General features: G+C 56.1%; 17 protein-coding genes and 1 CRISPR repeat array. Of the genes, 7 read left to right on the forward strand and 10 right to left on the reverse strand.

The features are described 5' to 3' along the window. Positions 1-70 precede the first annotated feature (70 nt). Positions 71-505 (forward strand): DoxX family protein, encoded by a 435-nt coding sequence (locus A4308_RS11325; protein WP_023332524.1) that lies wholly within the window; start codon positions 71-73, stop codon positions 503-505. Positions 506-670: 165 nt separating this feature from the next. Further along, positions 671-1,179: direct repeats of the CRISPR family, unit length 28 nt; unit sequence GTTCACTGCCGTACAGGCAGCTTAGAAA. A 261-nt stretch (positions 1,180-1,440) separates the two neighbouring features. On the opposite strand, the gene hcr is transcribed toward A4308_RS11325, so the two are convergent. The 4 genes from hcr to aqpZ all read right to left on the reverse strand — a co-directional run bounded on the left by hcr (position 1,441) and on the right by aqpZ (position 5,982). Continuing rightward, complete coding sequence (gene hcr, locus A4308_RS11330) at positions 1,441-2,409, reverse strand: NADH oxidoreductase (protein ID WP_023337002.1); 969 nt, start codon at positions 2,407-2,409, stop codon at positions 1,441-1,443. A 10-nt stretch (positions 2,410-2,419) separates the two neighbouring features. Beyond that, entirely contained in the window at positions 2,420-4,072 is a 1,653-nt protein-coding gene (gene hcp / locus A4308_RS11335) for a hydroxylamine reductase (RefSeq protein ID WP_014883191.1), read from the reverse strand. A 144-nt stretch (positions 4,073-4,216) separates the two neighbouring features. Next, a complete protein-coding gene (locus A4308_RS11340; RefSeq protein WP_023332526.1) occupies positions 4,217-5,116 on the reverse strand; it encodes a lysine exporter LysO family protein in 900 nt (299 codons plus the stop codon). 170 nt (positions 5,117-5,286) lie between these two features. Next, positions 5,287-5,982, reverse strand: a complete 696-nt coding sequence (aqpZ, locus tag A4308_RS11345) for an aquaporin Z (RefSeq protein WP_014883193.1) — start codon at positions 5,980-5,982, stop codon at positions 5,287-5,289. 289 nt (positions 5,983-6,271) lie between these two features. On the opposite strand from aqpZ, the gene A4308_RS11350 reads away from it, so the two are divergent. Beyond that, a complete protein-coding gene (locus A4308_RS11350; RefSeq protein ID WP_014883194.1) occupies positions 6,272-7,930 on the forward strand; it encodes an ATP-dependent endonuclease in 1,659 nt (552 codons plus the stop codon). Here A4308_RS11350 and A4308_RS11355 read toward each other — a convergent pair. Beyond that, complete coding sequence (locus A4308_RS11355) at positions 7,927-8,883, reverse strand: VirK/YbjX family protein (protein WP_023332528.1); 957 nt, start codon at positions 8,881-8,883, stop codon at positions 7,927-7,929. The two genes, A4308_RS11350 and A4308_RS11355, sit on opposite strands and share 4 nt — an antisense overlap. Before the next feature lie 159 nt (positions 8,884-9,042). On the opposite strand from A4308_RS11355, the gene macA reads away from it, so the two are divergent. Both macA and macB read left to right on the forward strand, forming a co-directional pair. Further along, positions 9,043-10,158, forward strand: coding sequence for a macrolide transporter subunit MacA (gene macA / locus A4308_RS11360; RefSeq protein ID WP_014883196.1), 1,116 nt, complete (start codon positions 9,043-9,045; stop codon positions 10,156-10,158). Further along, positions 10,155-12,095 (forward strand): macrolide ABC transporter ATP-binding protein/permease MacB, encoded by a 1,941-nt coding sequence (gene macB, locus A4308_RS11365; RefSeq protein ID WP_023332529.1) that lies wholly within the window; start codon positions 10,155-10,157, stop codon positions 12,093-12,095. Before macA ends, macB begins: the two co-directional genes overlap by 4 nt. 70 nt (positions 12,096-12,165) lie before the next feature. On the opposite strand, the gene cspD is transcribed toward macB, so the two are convergent. After that, positions 12,166-12,387 carry a cold shock-like protein CspD gene (cspD, locus tag A4308_RS11370; protein ID WP_008499993.1) on the reverse strand — a complete coding sequence of 74 codons (222 nt, stop codon included), beginning with the start codon at positions 12,385-12,387 and terminating at the stop codon, positions 12,166-12,168. A 267-nt stretch (positions 12,388-12,654) separates the two neighbouring features. Here cspD and clpS point away from each other — a divergent pair, with 267 nt between their 5' ends. The 3 genes from clpS (at position 12,655) to A4308_RS11385 (ending at position 15,986) form a co-directional block, all read left to right on the forward strand. Beyond that, the gene (gene clpS, locus A4308_RS11375) at positions 12,655-12,975 is read left to right on the forward strand and encodes an ATP-dependent Clp protease adapter ClpS (protein ID WP_006174393.1); all 321 of its coding nucleotides are present in this window, start codon (positions 12,655-12,657) and stop codon (positions 12,973-12,975) included. A gap of 27 nt (positions 12,976-13,002) precedes the next feature. Continuing rightward, on the forward strand, positions 13,003-15,282 hold the full coding sequence (clpA, locus tag A4308_RS11380) for an ATP-dependent Clp protease ATP-binding subunit ClpA (RefSeq protein ID WP_014831269.1): 2,280 nt from the start codon (positions 13,003-13,005) through the stop codon (positions 15,280-15,282). A gap of 254 nt (positions 15,283-15,536) precedes the next feature. Then, positions 15,537-15,986: a hypothetical protein gene (locus A4308_RS11385; protein ID WP_023332531.1), complete on the forward strand. Its 450-nt coding sequence runs from the start codon at positions 15,537-15,539 to the stop codon at positions 15,984-15,986. Between the two features lie 71 nt (positions 15,987-16,057). On the opposite strand, the gene infA is transcribed toward A4308_RS11385, so the two are convergent. The 4 genes from infA to cydD all read right to left on the reverse strand — a co-directional run bounded on the left by infA (position 16,058) and on the right by cydD (position 20,798). After that, a complete protein-coding gene (gene infA / locus A4308_RS11390) occupies positions 16,058-16,276 on the reverse strand; it encodes a translation initiation factor IF-1 (RefSeq protein ID WP_002211347.1) in 219 nt (72 codons plus the stop codon). Positions 16,277-16,560: 284 nt separating this feature from the next. Further along, positions 16,561-17,265: a leucyl/phenylalanyl-tRNA--protein transferase gene (aat, locus tag A4308_RS11395; protein WP_014883199.1), complete on the reverse strand. Its 705-nt coding sequence runs from the start codon at positions 17,263-17,265 to the stop codon at positions 16,561-16,563. A gap of 45 nt (positions 17,266-17,310) precedes the next feature. Further along, positions 17,311-19,032 (reverse strand): heme ABC transporter ATP-binding protein/permease CydC, encoded by a 1,722-nt coding sequence (cydC, locus tag A4308_RS11400; RefSeq protein WP_045281067.1) that lies wholly within the window; start codon positions 19,030-19,032, stop codon positions 17,311-17,313. Further along, the gene (gene cydD / locus A4308_RS11405) at positions 19,032-20,798 is read right to left on the reverse strand and encodes a heme ABC transporter permease/ATP-binding protein CydD (RefSeq protein ID WP_023332534.1); all 1,767 of its coding nucleotides are present in this window, start codon (positions 20,796-20,798) and stop codon (positions 19,032-19,034) included. The genes cydC and cydD overlap by 1 nt, the downstream gene beginning before the upstream one ends. Positions 20,799-20,893 lie beyond the last annotated feature (95 nt).

Raw genomic sequence — 20,893 nt, forward strand, 5'->3', positions numbered from 1 at the left:
ACAGGGTTTCCTTGCGCGATAATTCGGCATAATCTGGTGCTGACTCAGGTGAAAACAGGAATCATTTCAAATGGTTAAATCATTGTTAATTGCTGTTAATGAAAAGCTATCGTGCGACGATCTTGGCAAACTCTTGTTACGACTTGCCGTCGGTGGGTTGATGCTCTTTCACGGTTTGCACAAGTTATTCGGCGGCGTGGGCTTTATCAGCGGCATGCTGGTGGAAAAAGGGTTGCCGGGGTTTATCGCTTATGGCGTGTTGATTGGCGAAGTGGTGGCACCGATGTTGATTATTGTCGGGCTCTTTACGCGCCCGGCCGCGCTGATGCTGGCGTTTACGATGATTGTGGCATGGCTTATGGTAGGAATGGGTGAAACGCTCGCCCTCGATAAGGTTGGGGCATGGGCGATTGAAAGCCTGGTGTACTTCTTTATTGGCTCGCTGGCGGTGGCATTTTTAGGGGCAGGGCGGTTTGCGCTGGGGAAAGCACCGGCGTGGCGTTGAGGTTTGTGCTCTGGTATGAAGGAAGGGGTCTATAGACCCTTTTTTATTGGCTGTTTTTAACTTATTGATTTTATTGTGCTGAAATGTATGTGAAGAAAAAAGGGATCGAGACGATTTTTTAGGTTATTTCTTTATCTGACAACGTGATAGGTGTAGATTGTTCCAGTTCACTGCCGTACAGGCAGCTTAGAAATGTTCCGACACTGCGTTACCCGTCAGCTGCGCCGTTCACTGCCGTACAGGCAGCTTAGAAATGCAAAAATCCGCCACGTAATCAAGACTCGACGTTCACTGCCGTACAGGCAGCTTAGAAAGTTGGCAGTGGGTTCACTCTCACAACGCCTGAGTTCACTGCCGTACAGGCAGCTTAGAAATCTTCAGGCATGTTGCAAATATGAACGCGATCGTGCACTGCCGTACAGGCAGCTTAGAAAAATCACGATAGTCCGGAGTATCGAAACTCTCAGTTCACTGCCGTACAGGCAGCTTAGAAATCTTTAATCCGAGCCTCAAGGACATCGTTTGTGTTCACTGCCGTACAGGCAGCTTAGAAAGAAAACCTCCTGCACGGAGGCGCGAAAACAGATTTCATTGCCGTACAGGCAGCTTAGAAAAGTCCGACACTGTGTTTCCGTCTGTTCAGTACGTTCACTGCCGTACAGGCAGCTTAGAAAACAATCTGAACTCCTTACCTTGTCACAGATGCGCTTAGTGCAATACAGGCAGCTTATAAAGTCGCGGAATACAACGACGCCATCTATCAATAGTTCACTGCCGTACACGCAGCAACCATATGTAGTTCGGCACAAACACTGTGCCGCCTGATTATAAGCCCGGTGGCGCTAGCGCTTACCGGGCCTACGACGATCCAGCCCCTACAAGGTAGGCCGGGTAAACGCAGTGCCACCCGGCAAAAACGGGGGCACCGCATCAGATTATGCGAGGACCAGATCCCCCTGCGGATGGCATGAGCACGCCAGCACGTAACCTTCGGCAATTTCCGCGTCGGAGAGCGTCATGGTACTGGTGACAGTGTACTCACCTGAAACCACTTTCGTCTTACAGCAACCGCATACGCCCGCACGGCAGGCGGCCACTACCGGTACCTTATTGCTTTCGAGTGCCTCCAGCAAAGTCGTTCCCACGCGGCCAAAGAAGGTCTGCGCAGGCTGTAGCTTAGTAAACTGAATCCCGCTGGTTGCCGCCTCCGCTACCGGCGTGAAGAATTGCTCCTTGAAGAAGCGGGTCACGCCAAGCGCCTTCACTTCTTTCTCGACGATATCCATGTAAGGCGCCGGGCCGCAGGTCATCACGGTACGGTGCGCAATATCCGGCACGCTTTGCAGCAGCTCGCGGCTCAGACGGCCGGGCACAAAACCGTGGACCGCATTGTGTTCTGCCACCAGTGTTACCGGATAATTACGCCACTCCTCGGCAAAAATGACATCTTCCGGAGAGCGAACGCTAAAGATCACCTGCACGTCGGCCTGCGGACGGTTTTTCGCCAGCCAGCGGCGCATGGACATAATCGGCGTGACGCCACAGCCCGCCGCCAGCAGCAGGAATTTATCTTCCGCCTTGTCGTCACAGGTGAAATCGCCCTGGGCGTCTGACAGCCAGATATAGTCTCCGCGCTTCACGTCACGGGTCAGCCACTGCGAGCCGGCACCGTCATCAATACGGCGAATGGTAAGCGTGATGTATTCGCTCACGCCCGGCGTTGAGGAGATCGTGTAGGCACGCAGGGTGTCCGCCGAATGGCGGACACTGACCAGCGCATACTGACCGGCACGGTACGGATAGTAATCGTGGCAAATCAGTGAGAGCGTCCACACATCCGGCGTCTCCTGGTGGATGTGATGAACCTGCATCCTCCACGGACATTGTGAGGTTGGCATGGTCATGAATAACTCCTTACGCGCTCAGCAGCTGCTTCATATCATCTTCAACGTTGGTGACGGAGCGCAGGCCGAATTTTTCGTTCAGTACGGCCAGCAGGTCCGGCGTCAGGAAGCCTGGCGCGGTCGGGCCGGTCACGATGTTGGTCACGCCCAGAGAGAGCAGGGTCAGCAGGATGACGATCGCTTTCTGCTCAAACCACGAAAGCACCAGCGACAGCGGCAGGTCGTTCACGCCACAGCCCAGTTTCTCCGCCAGGGTAACCGCCAGAATAATGGCCGAGTAAGCATCGTTACACTGGCCCGCATCGATCAGGCGCGGCAGACCTTCGATATTGCCGAAGTCCAGCTTGTTGAAACGGTATTTACCGCACGCCAGGGTCAGGATCAGGCAATCGTCCGGTACGCTGGTGGCGAAATCGGTGAAGTAGTTACGCTCACCGCGCGCGCCGTCGCAGCCGCCGACGAGGAAGATGTGGCGCAGCTTTTCACGGCTGACGAGATCGATCAGCGAATCTGCGGCGCCGAGCAGGGTTTCACGGCCAAAGCCGACGGTGATCAGATGCGGAATTTCGCTGTACGGGAAGCCCGCCATCTGCTGCGCCTGGGCAATAACCGGACCGAAATCGTCGCCTTCGAGGTGGCTCACGCCCGGCCAGCCGACGATGCTGCGGGTCCAGATGCGGTCGTCATACGCGCCCACGGTAGGGTCGATGATGCAGTTAGAGGTCATCACGATAGGGCCAGGGAAGCGGGCGAACTCCACCTGCTGGTTCTGCCAGCCGCTGCCGTAGTTACCGATCAGATGTTTGAATTTACGCAGCTCCGGGTAGCCGTGCGCAGGCAGCATTTCGCCGTGGGTATAAACGTTGACGCCAGTGCCTTCAGTCTGCTTCAGCAGGTTGTAGAGATCTTTCAGGTCATGACCGGAGATCAGGATACATTTACCCTCGGTCGCCTTCACGTTGACCTGCGTTGGCGTCGGGTGGCCGTAGGTACTGGTTTCACCGGCATCCAGAATGCTCATCACGCGGAAGTTCATCTGGCCGATTTCCATTGAGCACTCAAGCAGGGCGTTCATATCGGCAGGCCAGGTACCCAGCCACGCCATGATTTTGTGGTACTGCGCGTAGATATCGTTGTCGTACTGACCGAGAACGTGCGCGTGCTCCATATACGCCGCTGCGCCTTTCAGACCGTACAGGCACAGCAGGCGCAGGCCGAGAATGTTCTCGCCAATCGCCGCTTTGTCTTTATTCGGGGTAAAGTCTGCCGCCTGACGCTGGAGGTCGCCCAGGTCATCACTCGCCAGCTGGAGTTCTGACATCGGGTTGTCCACGCGAGCGTTAGCATCAGCGTTCAGGCACTGCGCTTTCAGCGCTTCACGCAGGGCGATAGCTTCACGGGCATAGCCGACGATACGAGGGGAATCAAAGTTAACGTTGGTCAGCGTAGAAAAGAATGCGCGCGGCGCGAAGCTGTCGACGTAGTGGTCGACGATGCCGTATTCGCGGGCTTTGAATGCCCATGCGGAAAGGCCTTGCAGGGCAGCAATCAGCAGGTCCTGCAGGTCTGATGTTTCTGCGGTTTTGCCGCACATACCCTGCGCGTAAGAGCAGCCATTGCCTGCCGGGGTACGGATGGTTTGTTCACATTGCACACAAAACATAATCACACCTGTTAAAGTTATATTTGATATACATGTTTAAGGTTATGCCTGTGCCAGAACGGTGAAAAGCGCTTTCTGCTACAAAATAGAGGGAGATTGATTTAGCGCAATTTTGGCGGCAGGCACCCTACCGCCAAAGAAGTATCAGGCAGAGAAGAACGCCATCAGAATGGGAACCAGTAAACTCAAAATAAAGCCGTGCACGATGGCCGCGGGCACCATTTCCAGCCCGCCTGAGCGCTGAAGTACCGGCAGGGTAAAGTCCATCGAGGTCGCGCCGCACAGACCCAGTGCGGTAGAGCGACTGCGGCGAACCAGCCCCGGGATCAGCATAATGGCAATCAGCTCACGCGCCAGATCGTTAAAGAAGGCGGCGCTGCCGATCACCGGACCGAATGATTCAGTCAGCAGAATACCGGAAAGGGAGTACCAGCCAAATCCGGAGGCCATTGCCAGGCCGGTTTTCAGCGGCAGATCGAGAATAAAAGCATTAATCACACCCGCCACCATTGAGCTGGCGACAACCATTACGGCAATAATCATTCCCCGACGGTTGAGGACAATCTGTTTCAGGGTCATGCCGTTATTTCGCAGCTGGATACCAATCAGGAACAGCAGGAAGATCAGGGTATATTCACTGGCTTCTGTCGCGTGCCGTAAAAATGCCCATCCGGTGAGACCCAGAAGAAAACCGAGCACCACGACGCCGCAGAGTTTTAATGACTCAAGTGCCATCGCAATACGGGAGGGCAGCTTTTCCTGGAGGTGATGGTTTTTCCAGGGAATGGTGCGTTCCAGCCACAGCAGTGCGGCAATATTGCACAGCAAAATAACCGTAACCGTGACGGCTGAATAATGCAAAATGGAGAGTAAATTCGCGGACAGGTTATCCAGGAAGGCCAGGCTGATCCCCATAAAGAAAAGAATGAGGTAAACAATCCCGCTGAGAAAACGGTTGATAAGCCGTAATGCGGATTCCTGACGCAGCGGAATAAGGTAGCCCGCAATCAGGGGCAGCAGAATAATGAGGAGTCCTGAAAACATGAACAGCCGGTCCTTTTGAGTGTCTGTTGAGCGCCAGAGACACTACCCAATAAAGGCTATTCAGTAAAGCGGCAAAAGAAAGCCGGGTGGCGGCTACGCCTTACCCGGCTTGTATGTGCGGCCTGTTGCCCTCACCCCGGCCCTCTCCCACGGGGAGAGGGAGGGAAAGATTAATCGCGTTTTTCCAGCAGGGTACGATACAGCACGCCGCCCAGAATACCGCCGATAATTGGCATCACCCAGAACAGCCACAGCTGCTCAAGCGCCCAGCCGCCCTGGAAGATGGCGACGGCGGTACTGCGTGCCGGGTTAACGGAGGTGTTGGTGACCGGAATTGAAATCAGGTGGATAAGCGTCAGCGCCAGACCAATAGCAATCGGGGCAAAGCCAGCAGGCGCGTGTTTGTCGGTGGCGCCGTGGATCACCAGCAGGAAGCCCGCGGTCAGCACAATTTCAATCACGATGGCAGACAGCATGGAGTAACCGCCCGGCGAGTGCTCGCCAAAGCCGTTTGAGGCGAAGCCGCTGGCGGCCGCGTCAAAGCCGGCCTTACCGCTGGCAATAACGTACAGAACGCCAGCCGCAATAATACCGCCCACCACCTGCGCCACGATGTAGCCAATGACGTCTTTAGCAGGAAAACGACCGCCCGCCCATAAACCTAACGTCACAGCCGGGTTAAAATGACCACCGGAAATATGCCCCACGGCGAAGGCCATGGTTAATACGGTTAAGCCAAACGCCAGCGCGACGCCGACAAAACCAATGCCTAATTCCGGGAACGCTGCTGCCAGAACGGCGCTACCGCAGCCACCAAATACCAGCCAGAATGTACCAAAACATTCTGCAGCCAATTTTCTAAACATAACCACCTCAAATAATTTCCGCGCGCTTTCCCGCGGGCGGGATATATCGCCATAAAGGGATGACGACTCAAAGAGCCCGTATTTTAGAAACCAACAACATCCCTTCGCCACTTAAATAAATTCGATAAATTTGATTTAAGGCAATGTGATGTCATTCCTTGTTCAAATGAGCGGTAAATAGAGCATAGACCAATTCTTGTCAGGGTGAATGTTATGCTGTCGTGACAAGATTCCTCCCGCTATACTGCTGATAACTTAAAGGAAAAAGTGTTCATTTCGCGGGGGATTTATGCTTCTCGAACGTGTGGAAATTGTCGGGTTTCGCGGTATTAACCGCCTGTCGCTGCAGCTTGAGCAGAACAACGTCCTGATCGGCGAGAACGCGTGGGGTAAGTCCAGCCTGCTCGATGCGCTGACGTTACTGCTATCCCCCGAAGACGATCTGTATCACTTTGTCCACGACGATTTCTGGTTCCCGCCCGGGGACGTGACGGGACGCGAGAAGCACCTGCATATTATCCTGACGTTCCGTGAATCCGAGCCAGGCCGTCACCGCGTGCGTCGCTTCCGCCCGCTGTCACCCTGTTGGGTGCCCTGTGACGATGATTTCCACCGGATTTTCTATCGCCTGGAAGGCGAGATGGCGGAAAACGAAGGGGTCCTGACCCTGCGCGAGTTTCTTGATGAAAAAGCCAACCCGATCCCACTGGACAACATCGACGATTTGGCTCGCCACCTGACCCGCCTGACGCCGGTATTGCGGTTGCGTGATGCGCGCTTTATGCGGCGTATCCGTAACGGCACGGTACCGAATATGCCGGAGGTGGAAGTCACCGCCCGCGAGCTGGATTTTCTGGCGCGTGAGCTGGTGTCGCGTCCGCAAAACCTGACCGATGGTCAGATTCGCCAGGGGTTGTCCGCGATGGTACAACTGCTGGAGCACTATTTTTCCGAGCAGGGGACATCGGAGTCGCGCCACAGGCTGATGCGCCGTCGCTCTCATGATGAACAACGCAGCTGGCGCTATCTCGACATCATCAACCGGATGATCGACCGGCCCGGCGGTCGTACCCATCGGGTGATTCTTCTGGGGCTGTTTTCAACACTTTTGCAGGCTAAAGGCACCGTGCGTCTTGACCGGGATGCCCGCCCGTTGCTGCTGGTGGAAGATCCTGAAACGCGGCTTCACCCCATCATGCTCTCGGTGGCGTGGCATCTGCTGAATTTGCTGCCGCTCCAGCGTATTACGACCACCAATTCTGGTGAGCTATTATCCATGACGCCGGTTGAGCATATCTGCCGTCTGGTGCGCGAGTCTTCGCGGGTCTCCGCGTACCGTCTCGGGCCTGGCGGTTTAAATGCCGAAGACGGGCGGCGCATCGCGTTTCATATTCGTTTTAATCGCGCGTCGTCACTTTTTGCCCGCTGTTGGCTGCTGGTGGAAGGGGAAACGGAGACCTGGGTCATCAACGAACTGGCGCGTCAGTGTGGGCACCATTTTGATGCGGAAGGCATTAAGGTGATCGAATTTGCCCAGTCGGGATTAAAACCGCTGATAAAATTTGCCCGCCGGATGGGTATTGAATGGCATGTGCTGGTGGACGGTGACGAGGCGGGTAAAAAGTATGCCTCGACCGTGCGTAGCCTGCTGAATAATGAACGGGAAGAAGAGCGCGACCATTTAACCATGCTCCCCGCGATGGACATGGAGCACTTTATGTATCGTCAGGGGTTTGACGATGTGTTCCACCGCATTGCGATGGTGCCGGTCGATGTTCCGATGAACATGCGCCGCGTGATCGCCAAAGCGATACACCGTTCGTCAAAACCGGATCTCGCCATTGAAGTGGCGACGGAAGCGGGAAGGCGGGGCGTGGAGGCGGTGCCCACTCTGCTGAGGAAGATGTTCTCCCGCGTGCTGTGGCTGGCACGCGGGAGGGCGGATTAACCTCGGGTCGCCTGATTCACCTGCTGAATCAGGCTGTCCAGCAGTTCGTAGCGACGGCGATATTCGGAACGTTTTTTGCTCGCGATCTCTTCCATCGGTTTACGCGGCATGACAAGCGGCAGCATAAAGTTACCGCTATCCTGCTTTTCACCGCCGAGGGAGAGCCAGAAGCTGTCATAATCAGCCAGCAGTTTTCCCTCTTTTTTCTTGCGGTAGCGCCAGCTGCGATAAATATGGGTGTCGTTACTGACGGCAACAATCTGTTCGACCGGGAAAGCGGCGCCGAGCGTCATGGCGGTTTCAACCAGCAGACGTTTCGGGAACAGCCCATGGCAGGCCTTCGTCGCTTTCTGGATCCGCTCATGGGGAACATGCGCTTTTGCGCCCTGCAAACCGCCAATGAACAGCGTCGATTTTCCGGCAAAAGGGCAGAGCGTGAAGGTTATCTCCGCCAGGACTGTATTTTGATCGTCGCAGAAGACGAGGGTGGCTTCTCCCTCTTTATCCATAAACGCATCAGCACACAGGCGAACGGTAAAGTGCTGTTCATCTTTACCGGTTAAGGTCAGCAGCGTGGCACCCTGCTTCGAAAGATAGCCCTGCAGCAGCGTCGCCGGAAGCTGGCGGCTCATGATCTGATAGTGCCAGTTAAGAGACTCCAGCGCGTGCTGACGTTCCATGTTCACCGTCAGCCACGGGCGGTGCATCCGGCAGGGCAGCCCCGGCTGAGCTTGTAATATCTGCATCAGACGCGGCTGTTTTGCCAGGCGCGTCAACAGGCGAGAGGTGGTGACGGGAGCCGCAAGCGACCGTAACACGAACTTGCGCCGATAAGCCGGATTCTGCCATGCCAGTCCTGGGGTAAGCTTACCCAAAGCCAGGTTTTTGAAAAGCTGCCAGCCGGAGGCAGGCTGCGTCAGGGGGGAATAAGGCGTATCGACGATGGAAGACATGATAAATCCTGAATCTTTTGGAATATCACTATTTCAACAAGAGGAATATCAACATCTCGTCAACAAATTAGGACGATTTCGGAGAACAGGGGTTTCGTTAAGGAGTCGTTTAGATAGAATCAACATTTATTATTGCCAGAACATTTATTTGGAATATTTATGAACCTCAAGGGAAAACGCAGAACGCTATTTCTGCTGCTGGCGGTCGTGATTTTAGTCGGTGGATTCTGGTTATGGCAGGTGCTTAACGCACCGGTGCCGCAGTACCGGACACTGATCGTTCGCCCCGGCGAACTGCAGCAAAACGTCCTGGCGACGGGTAAGCTTGATGCATTGCGCAAGGTTGACGTTGGCGCTCAGGTCAGCGGCCAGCTGAAAACGCTGTCGGTAGAGATCGGTGATAAGGTAAAAAAAGGCCAGTTGCTGGGTGTTATCGATCCTGAACAGGCCGAGAACCAGATCCGCGAGGTGGAAGCCACGCTGATGGAGCTGCGCGCCCAGCGTGCTCAGGCGCTGGCTGAACGTAATCTGGCCCAGGTCACGCTGACCCGTCAGCAGGCGCTGGCAAAAACCCAGGCCATTTCGAAGCAGGATTTAGATACTGCCACGACGGAGCTGGCGGTCAAGCAGGCGCAGATTGGCACCATCGACGCACAAATCAAACGTAATCAGGCCTCGCTGGACACGGCGAAAACCAACCTCGACTACACGCAAATCGTTGCGCCGATGGCCGGTGAAGTCACCCAGATCACCACGCTGCAGGGGCAGACGGTAATTGCCGCCCAGCAGGCGCCTAACATTCTGACGCTGGCGGATATGAGCACTATGCTGGTCAAAGCGCAGGTTTCCGAGGCGGATGTTATCCATCTGAAACCTGGGCAGAATGCCTGGTTTACCGTGCTTGGCGACCCGCAGACGCGCTATGAAGGCGTGCTGAAAGACATTCTGCCGACGCCGGAAAAGGTTAACGACGCTATCTTTTACTACGCCCGTTTTGAAGTGCCAAACCCACAGGGCGTGCTGCGTCTGGATATGACTGCCCAGGTGCATATCCAGCTGACCGGCGTGAAGAACGTGCTCACCATTCCGCTCTCCGCGCTGGGCGAATCCGCCGGGGACAATCGCTATAAAGTGAAAGTGCTGCGCAACGGCGAGACGCGCGATCGCGAAGTGGTGATTGGCGCGCGTAATGATACCGATGTGGTGGTGGTGAAAGGGCTGGAAGAGGGTGAGGAGGTGGTTGTCAGTGAAAGCCTGCCCGGAGCCGCGAAATGACCGCGCTGCTTGAGCTGAAGGATATCCGTCGCAGCTATCCGTCGGGCGACGGTCCGGTGGAGGTGCTGAAAGGTATCTCCCTGCGCGTGGAAGCGGGCGAGATGGTGGCGATTGTCGGCGCGTCAGGCTCCGGTAAATCGACGCTGATGAACATTCTCGGCTGCCTGGATAAACCCACCAGCGGGACCTATCGCGTGGCCGGGACGGATGTCTCCACGCTCGACGGCGACGCGCTGGCGAAGCTGCGCCGGGAACATTTTGGTTTTATCTTCCAGCGTTACCACCTGCTCTCACACCTGAACGCGGCGCAAAACGTCGAGGTGCCAGCCGTCTATGCAGGCGTGGAGCGGAAGAAACGTCTTGAGCGTGCGAAGACGCTGTTAACGCGTCTCGGGCTGGCTGAACGCGTGGAGTACCAGCCGTCGCAGCTGTCCGGTGGCCAGCAGCAGCGCGTGAGTATTGCCCGCGCGCTGATGAATGGCGGGCAGGTGATCCTCGCGGATGAACCCACCGGGGCGCTCGACAGCCATTCCGGTGAAGAGGTGATGGCGATCCTCCACCAGCTTCGCGATCAGGGGCACACGGTGATCATCGTTACCCACGATCCGCAGGTGGCGGCGCAGGCGGAACGCATTATTGAGATCCACGACGGCGAGCTGGTCAGCAACCCGCCGCCGCGTGCGTCCAGAGCGGCAGCCCCGAAAGAAGCTCTGCCGGCCTCAACCGGCTGGGGACAATTTTCCAGCGGCTTTCGTGAAGCGCTGAACATGGCCTGGCTGGCGATGGCGGCCAACAAAATGCGCACCCTGCTGACCATGCTCGGGATTATCATCGGTATTGCTTCGGTGGTCTCGATTGTGGTGGTGGGCGACGCCGCCAAGCAGCTGGTGCTGGCCGATATTCGCGCCATCGGTACCAATACCATTGATGTCTATCCCGGCAAGGACTTTGGCGACGACGAACCGCAGTATCAGCAGGCGCTAAAGTATGACGATCTGGCAGCGATTCAGAAGCAGCCGTGGGTAAACTCCGCCACGCCAGCCGTTTCGCAAAACCTGCGTCTGCGGGTAGGGAATGTTGACGTTGCCGCCAGCGCCAACGGCGTCAGCGGGGACTACTTCAACGTCTACGGCATGACCTTCAGCGAAGGGGCGACCTTTAATGCCGAACAGCTGGCGGGCAGGGCGCAGGTGGTGGTGCTGGATGCGAACTCGCGCAGGCAACTCTTCCCTAATAAAGCCAGTGTGGTCGGTGAAGTGATCCTGGTCGGCAACATGCCTGCCACGGTCATTGGTGTGGCGGAAGAGAAACAGTCGATGTTTGGCAGCAGCAAGATCCTGCGCGTCTGGTTGCCCTACACCACGATTTCCGGGCGGATCATGGGGCAGTCATGGCTCAACTCCATCACCGTGCGTGTGAAGGAGGGCTACGACAGCGCGCTGGCCGAACAGCAGCTTGAGCGGTTGCTTACGTTGCGCCACGGGAAGAAGGATTTCTTCACCTGGAACATGGACGGCCTCTTGAAAACGGCGGAAAAGACCACACGTACTCTTCAGCTGTTCCTCACGCTGGTGGCGGTGATCTCGCTGGTCGTCGGCGGCATCGGGGTGATGAATATCATGCTGGTGTCGGTCACGGAACGTACCCGGGAGATTGGCATCCGCATGGCGGTCGGGGCCAGAGCCAGTGATGTACTGCAACAGTTTCTGATTGAGGCTGTGCTGGTGTGCCTGGTCGGCGGGGCGATGGGGATTGCGCTCTCGATGATGATTGCGTTCGCGCTCCAGCTCTTTTTACCCGGGTGGGAGATTGGTTTCTCGCCGGTCGCCATTATTACCGCATTTTTATGTTCGACCTTTACCGGCATTTTGTTTGGCTGGCTCCCCGCCCGCAACGCGGCGCGGCTGGATCCGGTGGATGCGCTGGCTCGGGAATAACCCGAAAATAAAAATGCCAGCCGATCGGGCTGGCATTTTGACTGCGGGATGTACACAATAAAACAGAGCGCTATGCAACCGTCTCTGCTTCAATGGGTACGATAAGGCTTGCATGATTGCCTTTTGGTCCCTGGTGTACATCGAACCGGACGGACTGCCCGGCTTTGAGCGTTCTGTAACCATCCATCTGAATGGTGGAATAGTGAGCGAAGATATCCTCGCCGCCGCCTTCGGGGCAGATGAAGCCAAACCCTTTGGCGTTGTTGAACCACTTAACAGTACCCATTTCCATGCTTCGACATCCTTCGTAAATCTTATAAGTTAAGATGGAATGAACCGGTGGTGGAGTGGGGGCTGTTCAAAACCTCGCCATCTCACGCTTGTACAATTTAGAGAAACGAAAGACGTCGTCAAGCGTTTGGCGCTGGAGATGGGACAATAATCAACCAAAGTTTGAAGCAGTTAACGCTATTGCAACGGTTTGTGACAGACATCGCGGATGACAGTAATAGATGATTGTTATCTAACATCTGAGGTAGATTCAAAGTGGTTATGCAAAATGGGTAAGACCAACGACTGGCTGGATTTTGACCAGCTGGCGGAAGATAAAGTGCGTGACGCGCTAAAACCGCCATCTATGTATAAAGTTATGTTAATGAACGATGATTACACGCCGATGGAATTTGTTATTGACGTGCTACAAAAGTTCTTTTCTTATGATGTAGAACGTGCAACGCAACTGATGCTTACCGTTCATTATCGAGGCAAAGCCATCTGCGGCATCTTTACGGCAGAAGTGGCGGAAACCAAAGTGGCGATGGTGAACGACTATGCGAGGGAGAACGAGCATCCGTTGCTGTGTACGCTGGAAAAGGCCTGATAAGGCATAAAATTGGGGGAGGTGCCTATGCTCAATCAAGAACTGGAACTCAGTTTAAACATGGCTTTCGCCAGAGCGCGTGAGCACCGACATGAGTTTATGACCGTCGAGCATTTACTGCTCGCACTGCTTAGCAACCCATCTGCCCGCGAAGCGCTGGAAGCCTGCTCCGTGGATCTGGTGGCGCTACGTCAGGAACTCGAAGCCTTCATCGAACAAACCACACCGGTGCTGCCAGCCAGTGAAGAGGAGCGCGACACGCAGCCGACGCTCAGCTTCCAGCGCGTGCTGCAGCGCGCGGTATTCCACGTCCAGTCTTCCGGACGTAGCGAAGTGACTGGCGCAAACGTCCTGGTCGCCATCTTCAGCGAGCAGGAGTCACAGGCGGCCTACCTGCTGCGCAAACACGAAGTCAGCCGACTCGACGTGGTGAACTTTATTTCTCACGGAACGCGCAAAGACGAGCCTAACCAGGCATCGGATTCCAGCAATCAGGTCAATAACAATGAAGAGCAAGCAGGCGGGGAGGATCGTATGGAAAACTTCACCACCAATCTTAACCAGCTTGCTCGCGTTGGCGGTATCGACCCGCTGATTGGTCGCGATAAAGAGCTGGAGCGCGCGATCCAGGTGCTGTGCCGTCGCCGCAAAAACAACCCGCTGCTGGTGGGTGAGTCAGGCGTGGGGAAAACCGCGATTGCGGAAGGTCTGGCCTGGCGCATTGTGCAGGGCGACGTGCCGGAAGTGATTGCCGATTGCACCATCTACTCGCTGGATATTGGCTCGCTGCTGGCGGGCACCAAATACCGCGGCGATTTTGAAAAACGCTTCAAGGCGCTGTTAAAACAGCTGGAGCAGGACACCAACAGCATTCTGTTTATCGATGAGATCCACACCATCATCGGCGCAGGTGCGGCGTCCGGTGGCCAGGTGGATGCCGCTAACCTGATCAAACCGCTGCTCTCCAGCGGCAAGATCCGCGTGATTGGCTCCACTACCTACCAGGAGTTCAGCAACATCTTCGAAAAAGACCGTGCGCTGGCGCGCCGCTTCCAGAAAATTGACGTGACCGAACCGTCCGTTGAGGAAACGGTGCAGATCATCAACGGTCTGAAGCCGAAGTATGAAGCGCACCACGACGTGCGTTACACCGCGAAAGCGGTCCGTGCGGCGGTGGAGCTGGCGGTGAAATACATCAACGATCGTCATCTGCCGGATAAGGCGATTGACGTGATTGATGAGGCAGGGGCGCGAGCGCGCCTGATGCCGGCCAGCAAGCGTAAGAAAACGGTTAACGTGGCGGACATTGAGTCCGTGGTGGCCCGTATCGCACGTATTCCTGAGAAGAGCGTCTCTCAGAGTGACCGCGACACGCTGCGCACCCTCGGCAATCGCCTGAAAATGCTGGTCTTTGGTCAGGATAAAGCCATTGAGGCCTTAACCGAAGCGATCAAGATGGCCCGCGCCGGGCTGGGGCATGAGCACAAGCCTGTCGGGTCCTTCCTGTTCGCTGGCCCAACCGGCGTCGGGAAAACCGAGGTGACGGTCCAGCTTTCCAAAGCGCTGGGCATTGAGCTGCTGCGCTTTGATATGTCCGAGTACATGGAGCGCCACACCGTCAGCCGCCTGATTGGTGCGCCTCCGGGCTACGTGGGCTTCGACCAGGGCGGCCTGCTCACCGACGCGGTGATCAAGCATCCGCACGCGGTACTGCTGCTCGATGAAATCGAGAAAGCGCACCCGGATGTGTTCAACATCCTGCTGCAGGTGATGGACAACGGGACGCTGACCGACAACAACGGGCGCAAGGCGGACTTCCGCAACGTGGTGCTGGTGATGACCACCAACGCCGGTGTGCGTGAAACCGAGCGTAAATCCATCGGCCTGATCCATCAGGACAACAGTACCGATGCGATGGAAGAGATCAAAAAGATCTTCACGCCGGAGTTCCGTAACCGTCTGGACAACATTATCTGGTTCGATCACCTGTCTACCGAGGTGATCCATCAGGTGGTGGATAAGTTCATCGTCGAGTTGCAGGTACAGCTGGACCAGAAAGGCGTATCGCTGGAAGTGAGTCAGGAGGCCCGCAACTGGCTGGCTGAGAAAGGCTACGACCGTGCGATGGGTGCCCGTCCGATGGCGCGTGTGATTCAGGACAACCTGAAGAAACCGCTGGCGAACGAGCTACTGTTTGGCTCGCTGGTAGACGGCGGTCAGGTGACCGTGGCGCTGGATCAGGCGAAGAACGAGCTGACGTACGACTTCCAGAGTGCGGCGAAGCACAAGCCGGAAGCGGCTCACTGAGTAGTAAGGTAAAAGCAAAACGGCAACTTCGGTTGCCGTTTTTTATTGTTTGCTCCCTCTCCCTGTGGGAGAGGGCCGGGGTGAGGGCAACAGGCAGCAGAGGAATTTTGCGAGGCGCTTTCCAATTTCTTTCGATGTCTGTTGCTGGATGAATCCACAGTAATAAAATGGCGGCGCACCTGCAAAATCAGGTGTCGGGATTGGCGTCCTGAAAGCGTGTGCACAGACAATCTTGCGTGCATAAAGGATCACATATGACTGATATTAATGGCTTCACCCAACTCTACACCGAACTCTCCCTCAATCCCGATCTTCCAACCCTTGCTGAGCGCTGCAAACTACTCACCGAAATCCTCCTCGACTGCAAATCACTCCCGCAGACGCAGCCCGTGTGCCGTTGCCTTGGTGCATACCTGGAAGAAATGAAAACCGGCCTCACAGAATCAATGCGTGACTTTCAGGTGGTGGAATTTGAGCACGAAGCGGAAGAACCGCGACAAAAAGAGTGGCTGCTGGAAGATACAGAAACGAAATGCGACTACTGCCGGGCATTAAACCATGTGCTGCTGGTATCGCATTTTGACCGCGATATGTTGCCGCACCTGACGGGATTACTGCATGATATGGTTCATTCTATGGCGGTGGATTTAATCACTACTGTACAGCCGTGGATGACAATACATCTTCCGGTACAGCAACACTAGAGCCATAAATAAAAAAGGCCGGGATGATCCCGACCTTTTAAATATTCATCTGCCATTACAGGCGAAAACAATTAGCGACTACGGAAGACAATGCGGCCTTTGCTCAGGTCGTACGGGGTCAGTTCAACAGTCACTTTGTCGCCCGTTAAAATGCGGATATAGTTTTTGCGCATTTTACCGGAGATGTGCGCAGTTACCACGTGACCGTTTTCCAGCTCTACGCGAAACATGGTGTTAGGCAACGTATCAAGTACGGTACCCTGCATTTCAATATTGTCTTCTTTGGCCATCTAATCCTCTGGGGTATCACTACCAAGTTTTGAACCGGCAAGATAATGCCGAAATTCATCAATTAAGTAAAGAATTGCGCGTTTAAAACGCAGCAAAACAGTTTCGGCGCATTGCCCAAGCGTCACGGTACAACCGAACGGAAAGCGCATTCGTAAAGGGGATACAACAGGATAAACGTCAGGACGTTATCTGAAGCGAAGGTCCCAAACGGCGGCGGGGCAACAGGCAGAAGCTACTCTGCGGCATAATTATAACACCCTCACAAAAAATATGCGGAAAACATTTAGGCATTGGGCATAAAGAGCGTTCTCGGTATCCAGAAGTCGCGCGGGAGCTTCTGCTGGCGGCTGGCATCCAGATGTTCGATGTACTGGCGTCGCGGGATCTCAACGGCGCCGAGGGAGGCCGTATGCTCATTGAGGACCTGACAATCGATCAGGTTTCCGCCGCGTTGCGCGAATTCCTGGCAGAAAATGAGCAGCGCAGTTTTCGAGGCATTCACCGCGCGAGAGAACATCGACTCGCCGCAAAACAGCGTCCCTTGCGCCACGCCGTACATGCCGCCGACGAGTATGCCGTCTTCCCATACTTCGATGGAGTGAGCGTAGCCAAGCTCATGAAGCTGGTGGTAGGCGGTAATAATATCGCGGGTTATCCACGTCCCTTCATGGCGGTCTTGCGCACAGCCTTCAATGACCTGACCAAACGCGTGGTTGAGCGTGACGCGGTATGGAGATTTGGCATGGAAACGCTTCATGCTGCGGCTGAGGTGAAACTGCGCTGGCCACAGCACGGCGCGCGGATCGGGTGACCACCATAAAATCGGGTCGCCGGGCGAAAACCACGGGAAGATGCCGCGCTGGTAAGCCATCAAGAGCCGTGCAGGGCTGAGGTCCCCACCCAGGGCCAGCAGCCCATTGGGCTCACGTAGCGCTCCCTCCGGCGACGGGAACGCAATGTTATGACGAGAAAGCTGGACCAGGCGCATGACAGCAAAACTCCAGTACGCGAGTGAGGACGCTACAAATATAGTCTACAGACGCTGTTTAAACTGGTAGTAGCGACCCTGTTTCGTCAACAGCTCTGCGTGACTACCTTGCTCAATAATGTGTCCGTTGTCCATTACAATTATCCGATCAAAACTTGCCAGTCCACGCAGGCGGTGTGTGACCATCAGCACGGTTTTCCCTGCCATCACATTCGCCAGTAAATCAAGGATTTGACTCTCAGTCGTCGCATCCAGTCCTTCAGTCGGTTCGTCGAGCAGCATCAGCGGTGCATCATGCAGCAGCGCACGCGCAATCGCCAGACGACGCAGTTCTCCACCGGAGAGCTGACGACCACCTTCACCCAGCCAGCTGTTCAGCCCGTCGTCCTCAAGCAGTTTTTGCAGCCCGACCTGTTCCAGCGTGGCGCGAAGCGCGTCGTCCGAAGCCTCCGGCGCGGCCAGTAACAGGTTATCGCGCAGGGTGGCGCTAAACAGATGCACACGCTGTGGAACGACGCTGACGGTCTTACGTAGCGCCTGCTCGCTGAAATCTGTCAGCAACGTATTATTGAAGCGAATCTGGCCGTGCTGCGGATCCCAGGCGCGGGTCAACAACTGTAGCAGCGTCGATTTACCGCAGCCGGTGCGGCCAAGGATCGCAATCCGCTGCCCCGCATCAACTGACAGAGTGATACCTTCCAGCGCATTCTGCGCCTGTTTGTCATAGGCGAAGGTCACGTCATCAAGCGTCAGCGTCACCTGCTCAGGCACCGCGGTCTGCGCTGCGCTGAACGTTACCTCAGGCTCCTGCTCGGCAATCTGGGTGATGCGCAGGGCAGAGGCGATCACCTGACCAAGATGCTGGAAAGCGCCCGTTACCGGTGCCAGCGCTTCAAAAGCGGCCAGTGCGCAGAAAACGAAGAGGGCAATAAGCGGACCTGGCTGAGGATTACCGCCAACTCCGCCGGAAGCCAGCCACAGCATGGCAATCACCGCCACGCCGCCGATCAACATCATCAGCGCCTGAGAGAAGGCCGTCAGTTCAGACTGACGGCGCTGGGCTTCGTGCCAGTTCAGCTCCGTACTTTCCATCCGGGCGCGATAGCGCTTGCTGGCGCCAAAAATGGTCAGCTCTGCCTGCCCCTGAAGCCAGGAGGTCAGCTGCTGGCGGTAATCGCCGCGCAGACGCGTCAGGTTTTCCCCCGTGGATTTTCCGGCGCGGTAAAACAGCGGCGGCAGAATAATGAGCGTTAACAGCATGATCCCGCCGAGCGTTAGCGCAACGGGAACATCCAGAACAGCCAGCCCCAGCGTGACCACCACAATCACCACAAACGCGCCCACGATCGGGGAGATCACGCGCAGGTAAAGGTGATCCAGCGTATCGACATCCGCAACGACACGGTTCAGTAATTCACCCTGACGAAAACGCGCCAGCCCGGCAGGGGAGAGGGGCAGCAGTTTGCTGAAGGTGTAGATACGCAGATGCTGCAGGACGCGGAACGTGGCGTCGTGGCTGACTAAACGCTCGAAATAGCGTCCGGCCGTGCGGGTAATGGCTGTACCGCGAACACCTGCCGCCGGAAGCATATAGTTGAAGCTGTATAATCCGGCGAACCCCGCCACGGCCGAGGCCGACAGAAACCAGCCGGAAAGCGTGAGCAGGCCGATACTGGCGAGCAGCGTCACAATGGCCAGCACAATCCCCAGCGTCAGCATCCATTTATGGCGTTTATAGAGTGCAAGATAAGGCAGCAGAGCACGCATCAGATGTCCTCCTGACGGTTTGCCAGCAGGGCGGCAAACGGCCCCTGCGCGGCAACGAGTGAGGCGTAATCGCCTTGTTCAACAATACGTCCGTTTTCCATCACCCAGATCTCGTCCCAGTCAGCAATCCCTTCCAGCTGATGGGTAACCATCAGCGTGGTTTGTTGCAAGGAGGCGGCGTTCAGCGCCGCCATGACGCGCTGCTCACTGTGTGCGTCCAGACTGGCTGCGGGTTCATCCAGCAGCATCAGCTGGCACGGGTTAAGCAGAGCGCGGGCAACGGCCACGCGCTGCGCCTGTCCAACCGACAGCCCGGCAGACTGGTCGCCGACCACGGTATCTATACCTTGCGGGAGCATCGGCAGAAACTCGCTGACCCAGGCGCGGTCGAGAACCGATTGCAGTTCATCTTCACGCGCATCCGGGCGCGCCAGCAGAACGTTTTCACGCAGCGTAGAGGCAGGCAGTTGCGGGTTTTGCCCCACCCAACTGAGCTGTTGACGCCAGGCGTCAGGATCGAGATGACGCAGTTCGGTTTTGTTGATCCGCAGTGAACCGGTGTAGGCCATAAAACCGGATAACGCATTCAGCAGAGAACTTTTCCCGGAACCGCTGGTGCCAACCAGCACCACGCGCTTTCCGGCCGGCAGGGTGAAGTTCAGCGGGCCTGCCAGCACTTTCCCTTCCGGCGAGAGGATGCAGAAATCGCTCGCGTCGAGGGTTACCGGCTCTTTGCTGTTCAGCGTCACGTCACCCCGATCCGGATGCGCCAGCGGCGTCTCCAGGAATGTTTTCAGGCTGTCAGCTGCGCCAACTGCCTGCGCTTTGGCGTGATAGAACGTCCCCAGGTCGCGAAGCGGCTGGAAAAATTCCGGGGCCAGGATCAGCGCCAGGAAACCGGCGGAAAGGGTCACTGCCGTGCCGTAATGACCGAAATCCAGCGCGCCCAGATAGGAGAAGCCAAAGTAGACCGCCACGAGGGCAATAGACAGCGAGGTAAAGAACTCCAGTACGCCGGACGACAGGAATGCCAGGCGTAACACCTCCATGGTGCGCTGACGGAAGTCCTGCGATGCCCGACGAATGTTTTCGGTTTCCGCTTCACCACGACCAAAAATGCGCAATGTTTCCATGCCGCGAAGACGGTCCAGGAAATGGCCGCTTAAGCGCCCCAGTGCCAGGAAGTTACGGCGGTTGGCATCCGCAGCACCCATTCCGACCAGCGCCATAAAGAGGGGAATCAGCGGCGCGGTGCCCATCAGGATCAGCGCAGCCATCCAGTTCACCGGGAAGATGGCGATCACAATCAGCAGCGGAACGAAGACGGCAAGCGCCATCTGTGGCAGATAGCGTGCGTAGTAGTCGTGCATATCGTCAATCTGTTCAAGGATCAACGTCGCCCAGCTTCCGGCCGGTTTACCCTGGATCCACGCGGGCCCGGCTTCCTGCAGACGATCGAGCACCTGACGGCGGATCTCGTAGCGGATATGCTGTCCGGCATGGAAACCGACGCGCTCGCGCAGCCACACCACCCATGCGCGCAGGATAAAAATCAGGACCAGGACGATAAAAGGCATCAGGAGCGCTTCGCGCGGAATGTTCTCCATGATCATGTGGTTAAGAATGCGGGCCAGCAGCCATGCCTGGGCAACAATCAACAGACCACTGACAAACCCCAGAACACGGGAGATCGTAAGCCAGCGGCGGGAAATAACGCTTTGCTGTTTCAGCCAGCGTGTTAACTCTTGTTGACGGGTTTTTTCCATTGCGTATTTTGCAGGTGACGTTATAAGAAATTAGACATCTGCATGTTACACGCGAGCAAAAATAAAGGCGACCTGTGGCCGCCTTTATTTACGTT

This window comes from Enterobacter sp. ODB01 (assembly GCF_001623605.1).
GTDB lineage: Bacteria > Pseudomonadota > Gammaproteobacteria > Enterobacterales > Enterobacteriaceae > Enterobacter > Enterobacter kobei.

Coding starts and splice junctions, on each gene's coding strand:
- A4308_RS11325 (WP_023332524.1), top strand. CDS start 71: ATGGTTAAATCATTGTTAATTGCTGTTAATGAAAAGCTATCGTGCGAC.
- hcr (WP_023337002.1), bottom strand. CDS start 2,409: ATGACCATGCCAACCTCACAATGTCCGTGGAGGATGCAGGTTCATCAC.
- hcp (WP_014883191.1), bottom strand. CDS start 4,072: ATGTTTTGTGTGCAATGTGAACAAACCATCCGTACCCCGGCAGGCAAT.
- A4308_RS11340 (WP_023332526.1), bottom strand. CDS start 5,116: ATGTTTTCAGGACTCCTCATTATTCTGCTGCCCCTGATTGCGGGCTAC.
- aqpZ (WP_014883193.1), bottom strand. CDS start 5,982: ATGTTTAGAAAATTGGCTGCAGAATGTTTTGGTACATTCTGGCTGGTA.
- A4308_RS11350 (WP_014883194.1), top strand. CDS start 6,272: ATGCTTCTCGAACGTGTGGAAATTGTCGGGTTTCGCGGTATTAACCGC.
- A4308_RS11355 (WP_023332528.1), bottom strand. CDS start 8,883: ATGTCTTCCATCGTCGATACGCCTTATTCCCCCCTGACGCAGCCTGCC.
- macA (WP_014883196.1), top strand. CDS start 9,043: ATGAACCTCAAGGGAAAACGCAGAACGCTATTTCTGCTGCTGGCGGTC.
- macB (WP_023332529.1), top strand. CDS start 10,155: ATGACCGCGCTGCTTGAGCTGAAGGATATCCGTCGCAGCTATCCGTCG.
- cspD (WP_008499993.1), bottom strand. CDS start 12,387: ATGGAAATGGGTACTGTTAAGTGGTTCAACAACGCCAAAGGGTTTGGC.
- clpS (WP_006174393.1), top strand. CDS start 12,655: ATGGGTAAGACCAACGACTGGCTGGATTTTGACCAGCTGGCGGAAGAT.
- clpA (WP_014831269.1), top strand. CDS start 13,003: ATGCTCAATCAAGAACTGGAACTCAGTTTAAACATGGCTTTCGCCAGA.
- A4308_RS11385 (WP_023332531.1), top strand. CDS start 15,537: ATGACTGATATTAATGGCTTCACCCAACTCTACACCGAACTCTCCCTC.
- infA (WP_002211347.1), bottom strand. CDS start 16,276: ATGGCCAAAGAAGACAATATTGAAATGCAGGGTACCGTACTTGATACG.
- aat (WP_014883199.1), bottom strand. CDS start 17,265: ATGCGCCTGGTCCAGCTTTCTCGTCATAACATTGCGTTCCCGTCGCCG.
- cydC (WP_045281067.1), bottom strand. CDS start 19,032: ATGCGTGCTCTGCTGCCTTATCTTGCACTCTATAAACGCCATAAATGG.
- cydD (WP_023332534.1), bottom strand. CDS start 20,798: ATGGAAAAAACCCGTCAACAAGAGTTAACACGCTGGCTGAAACAGCAA.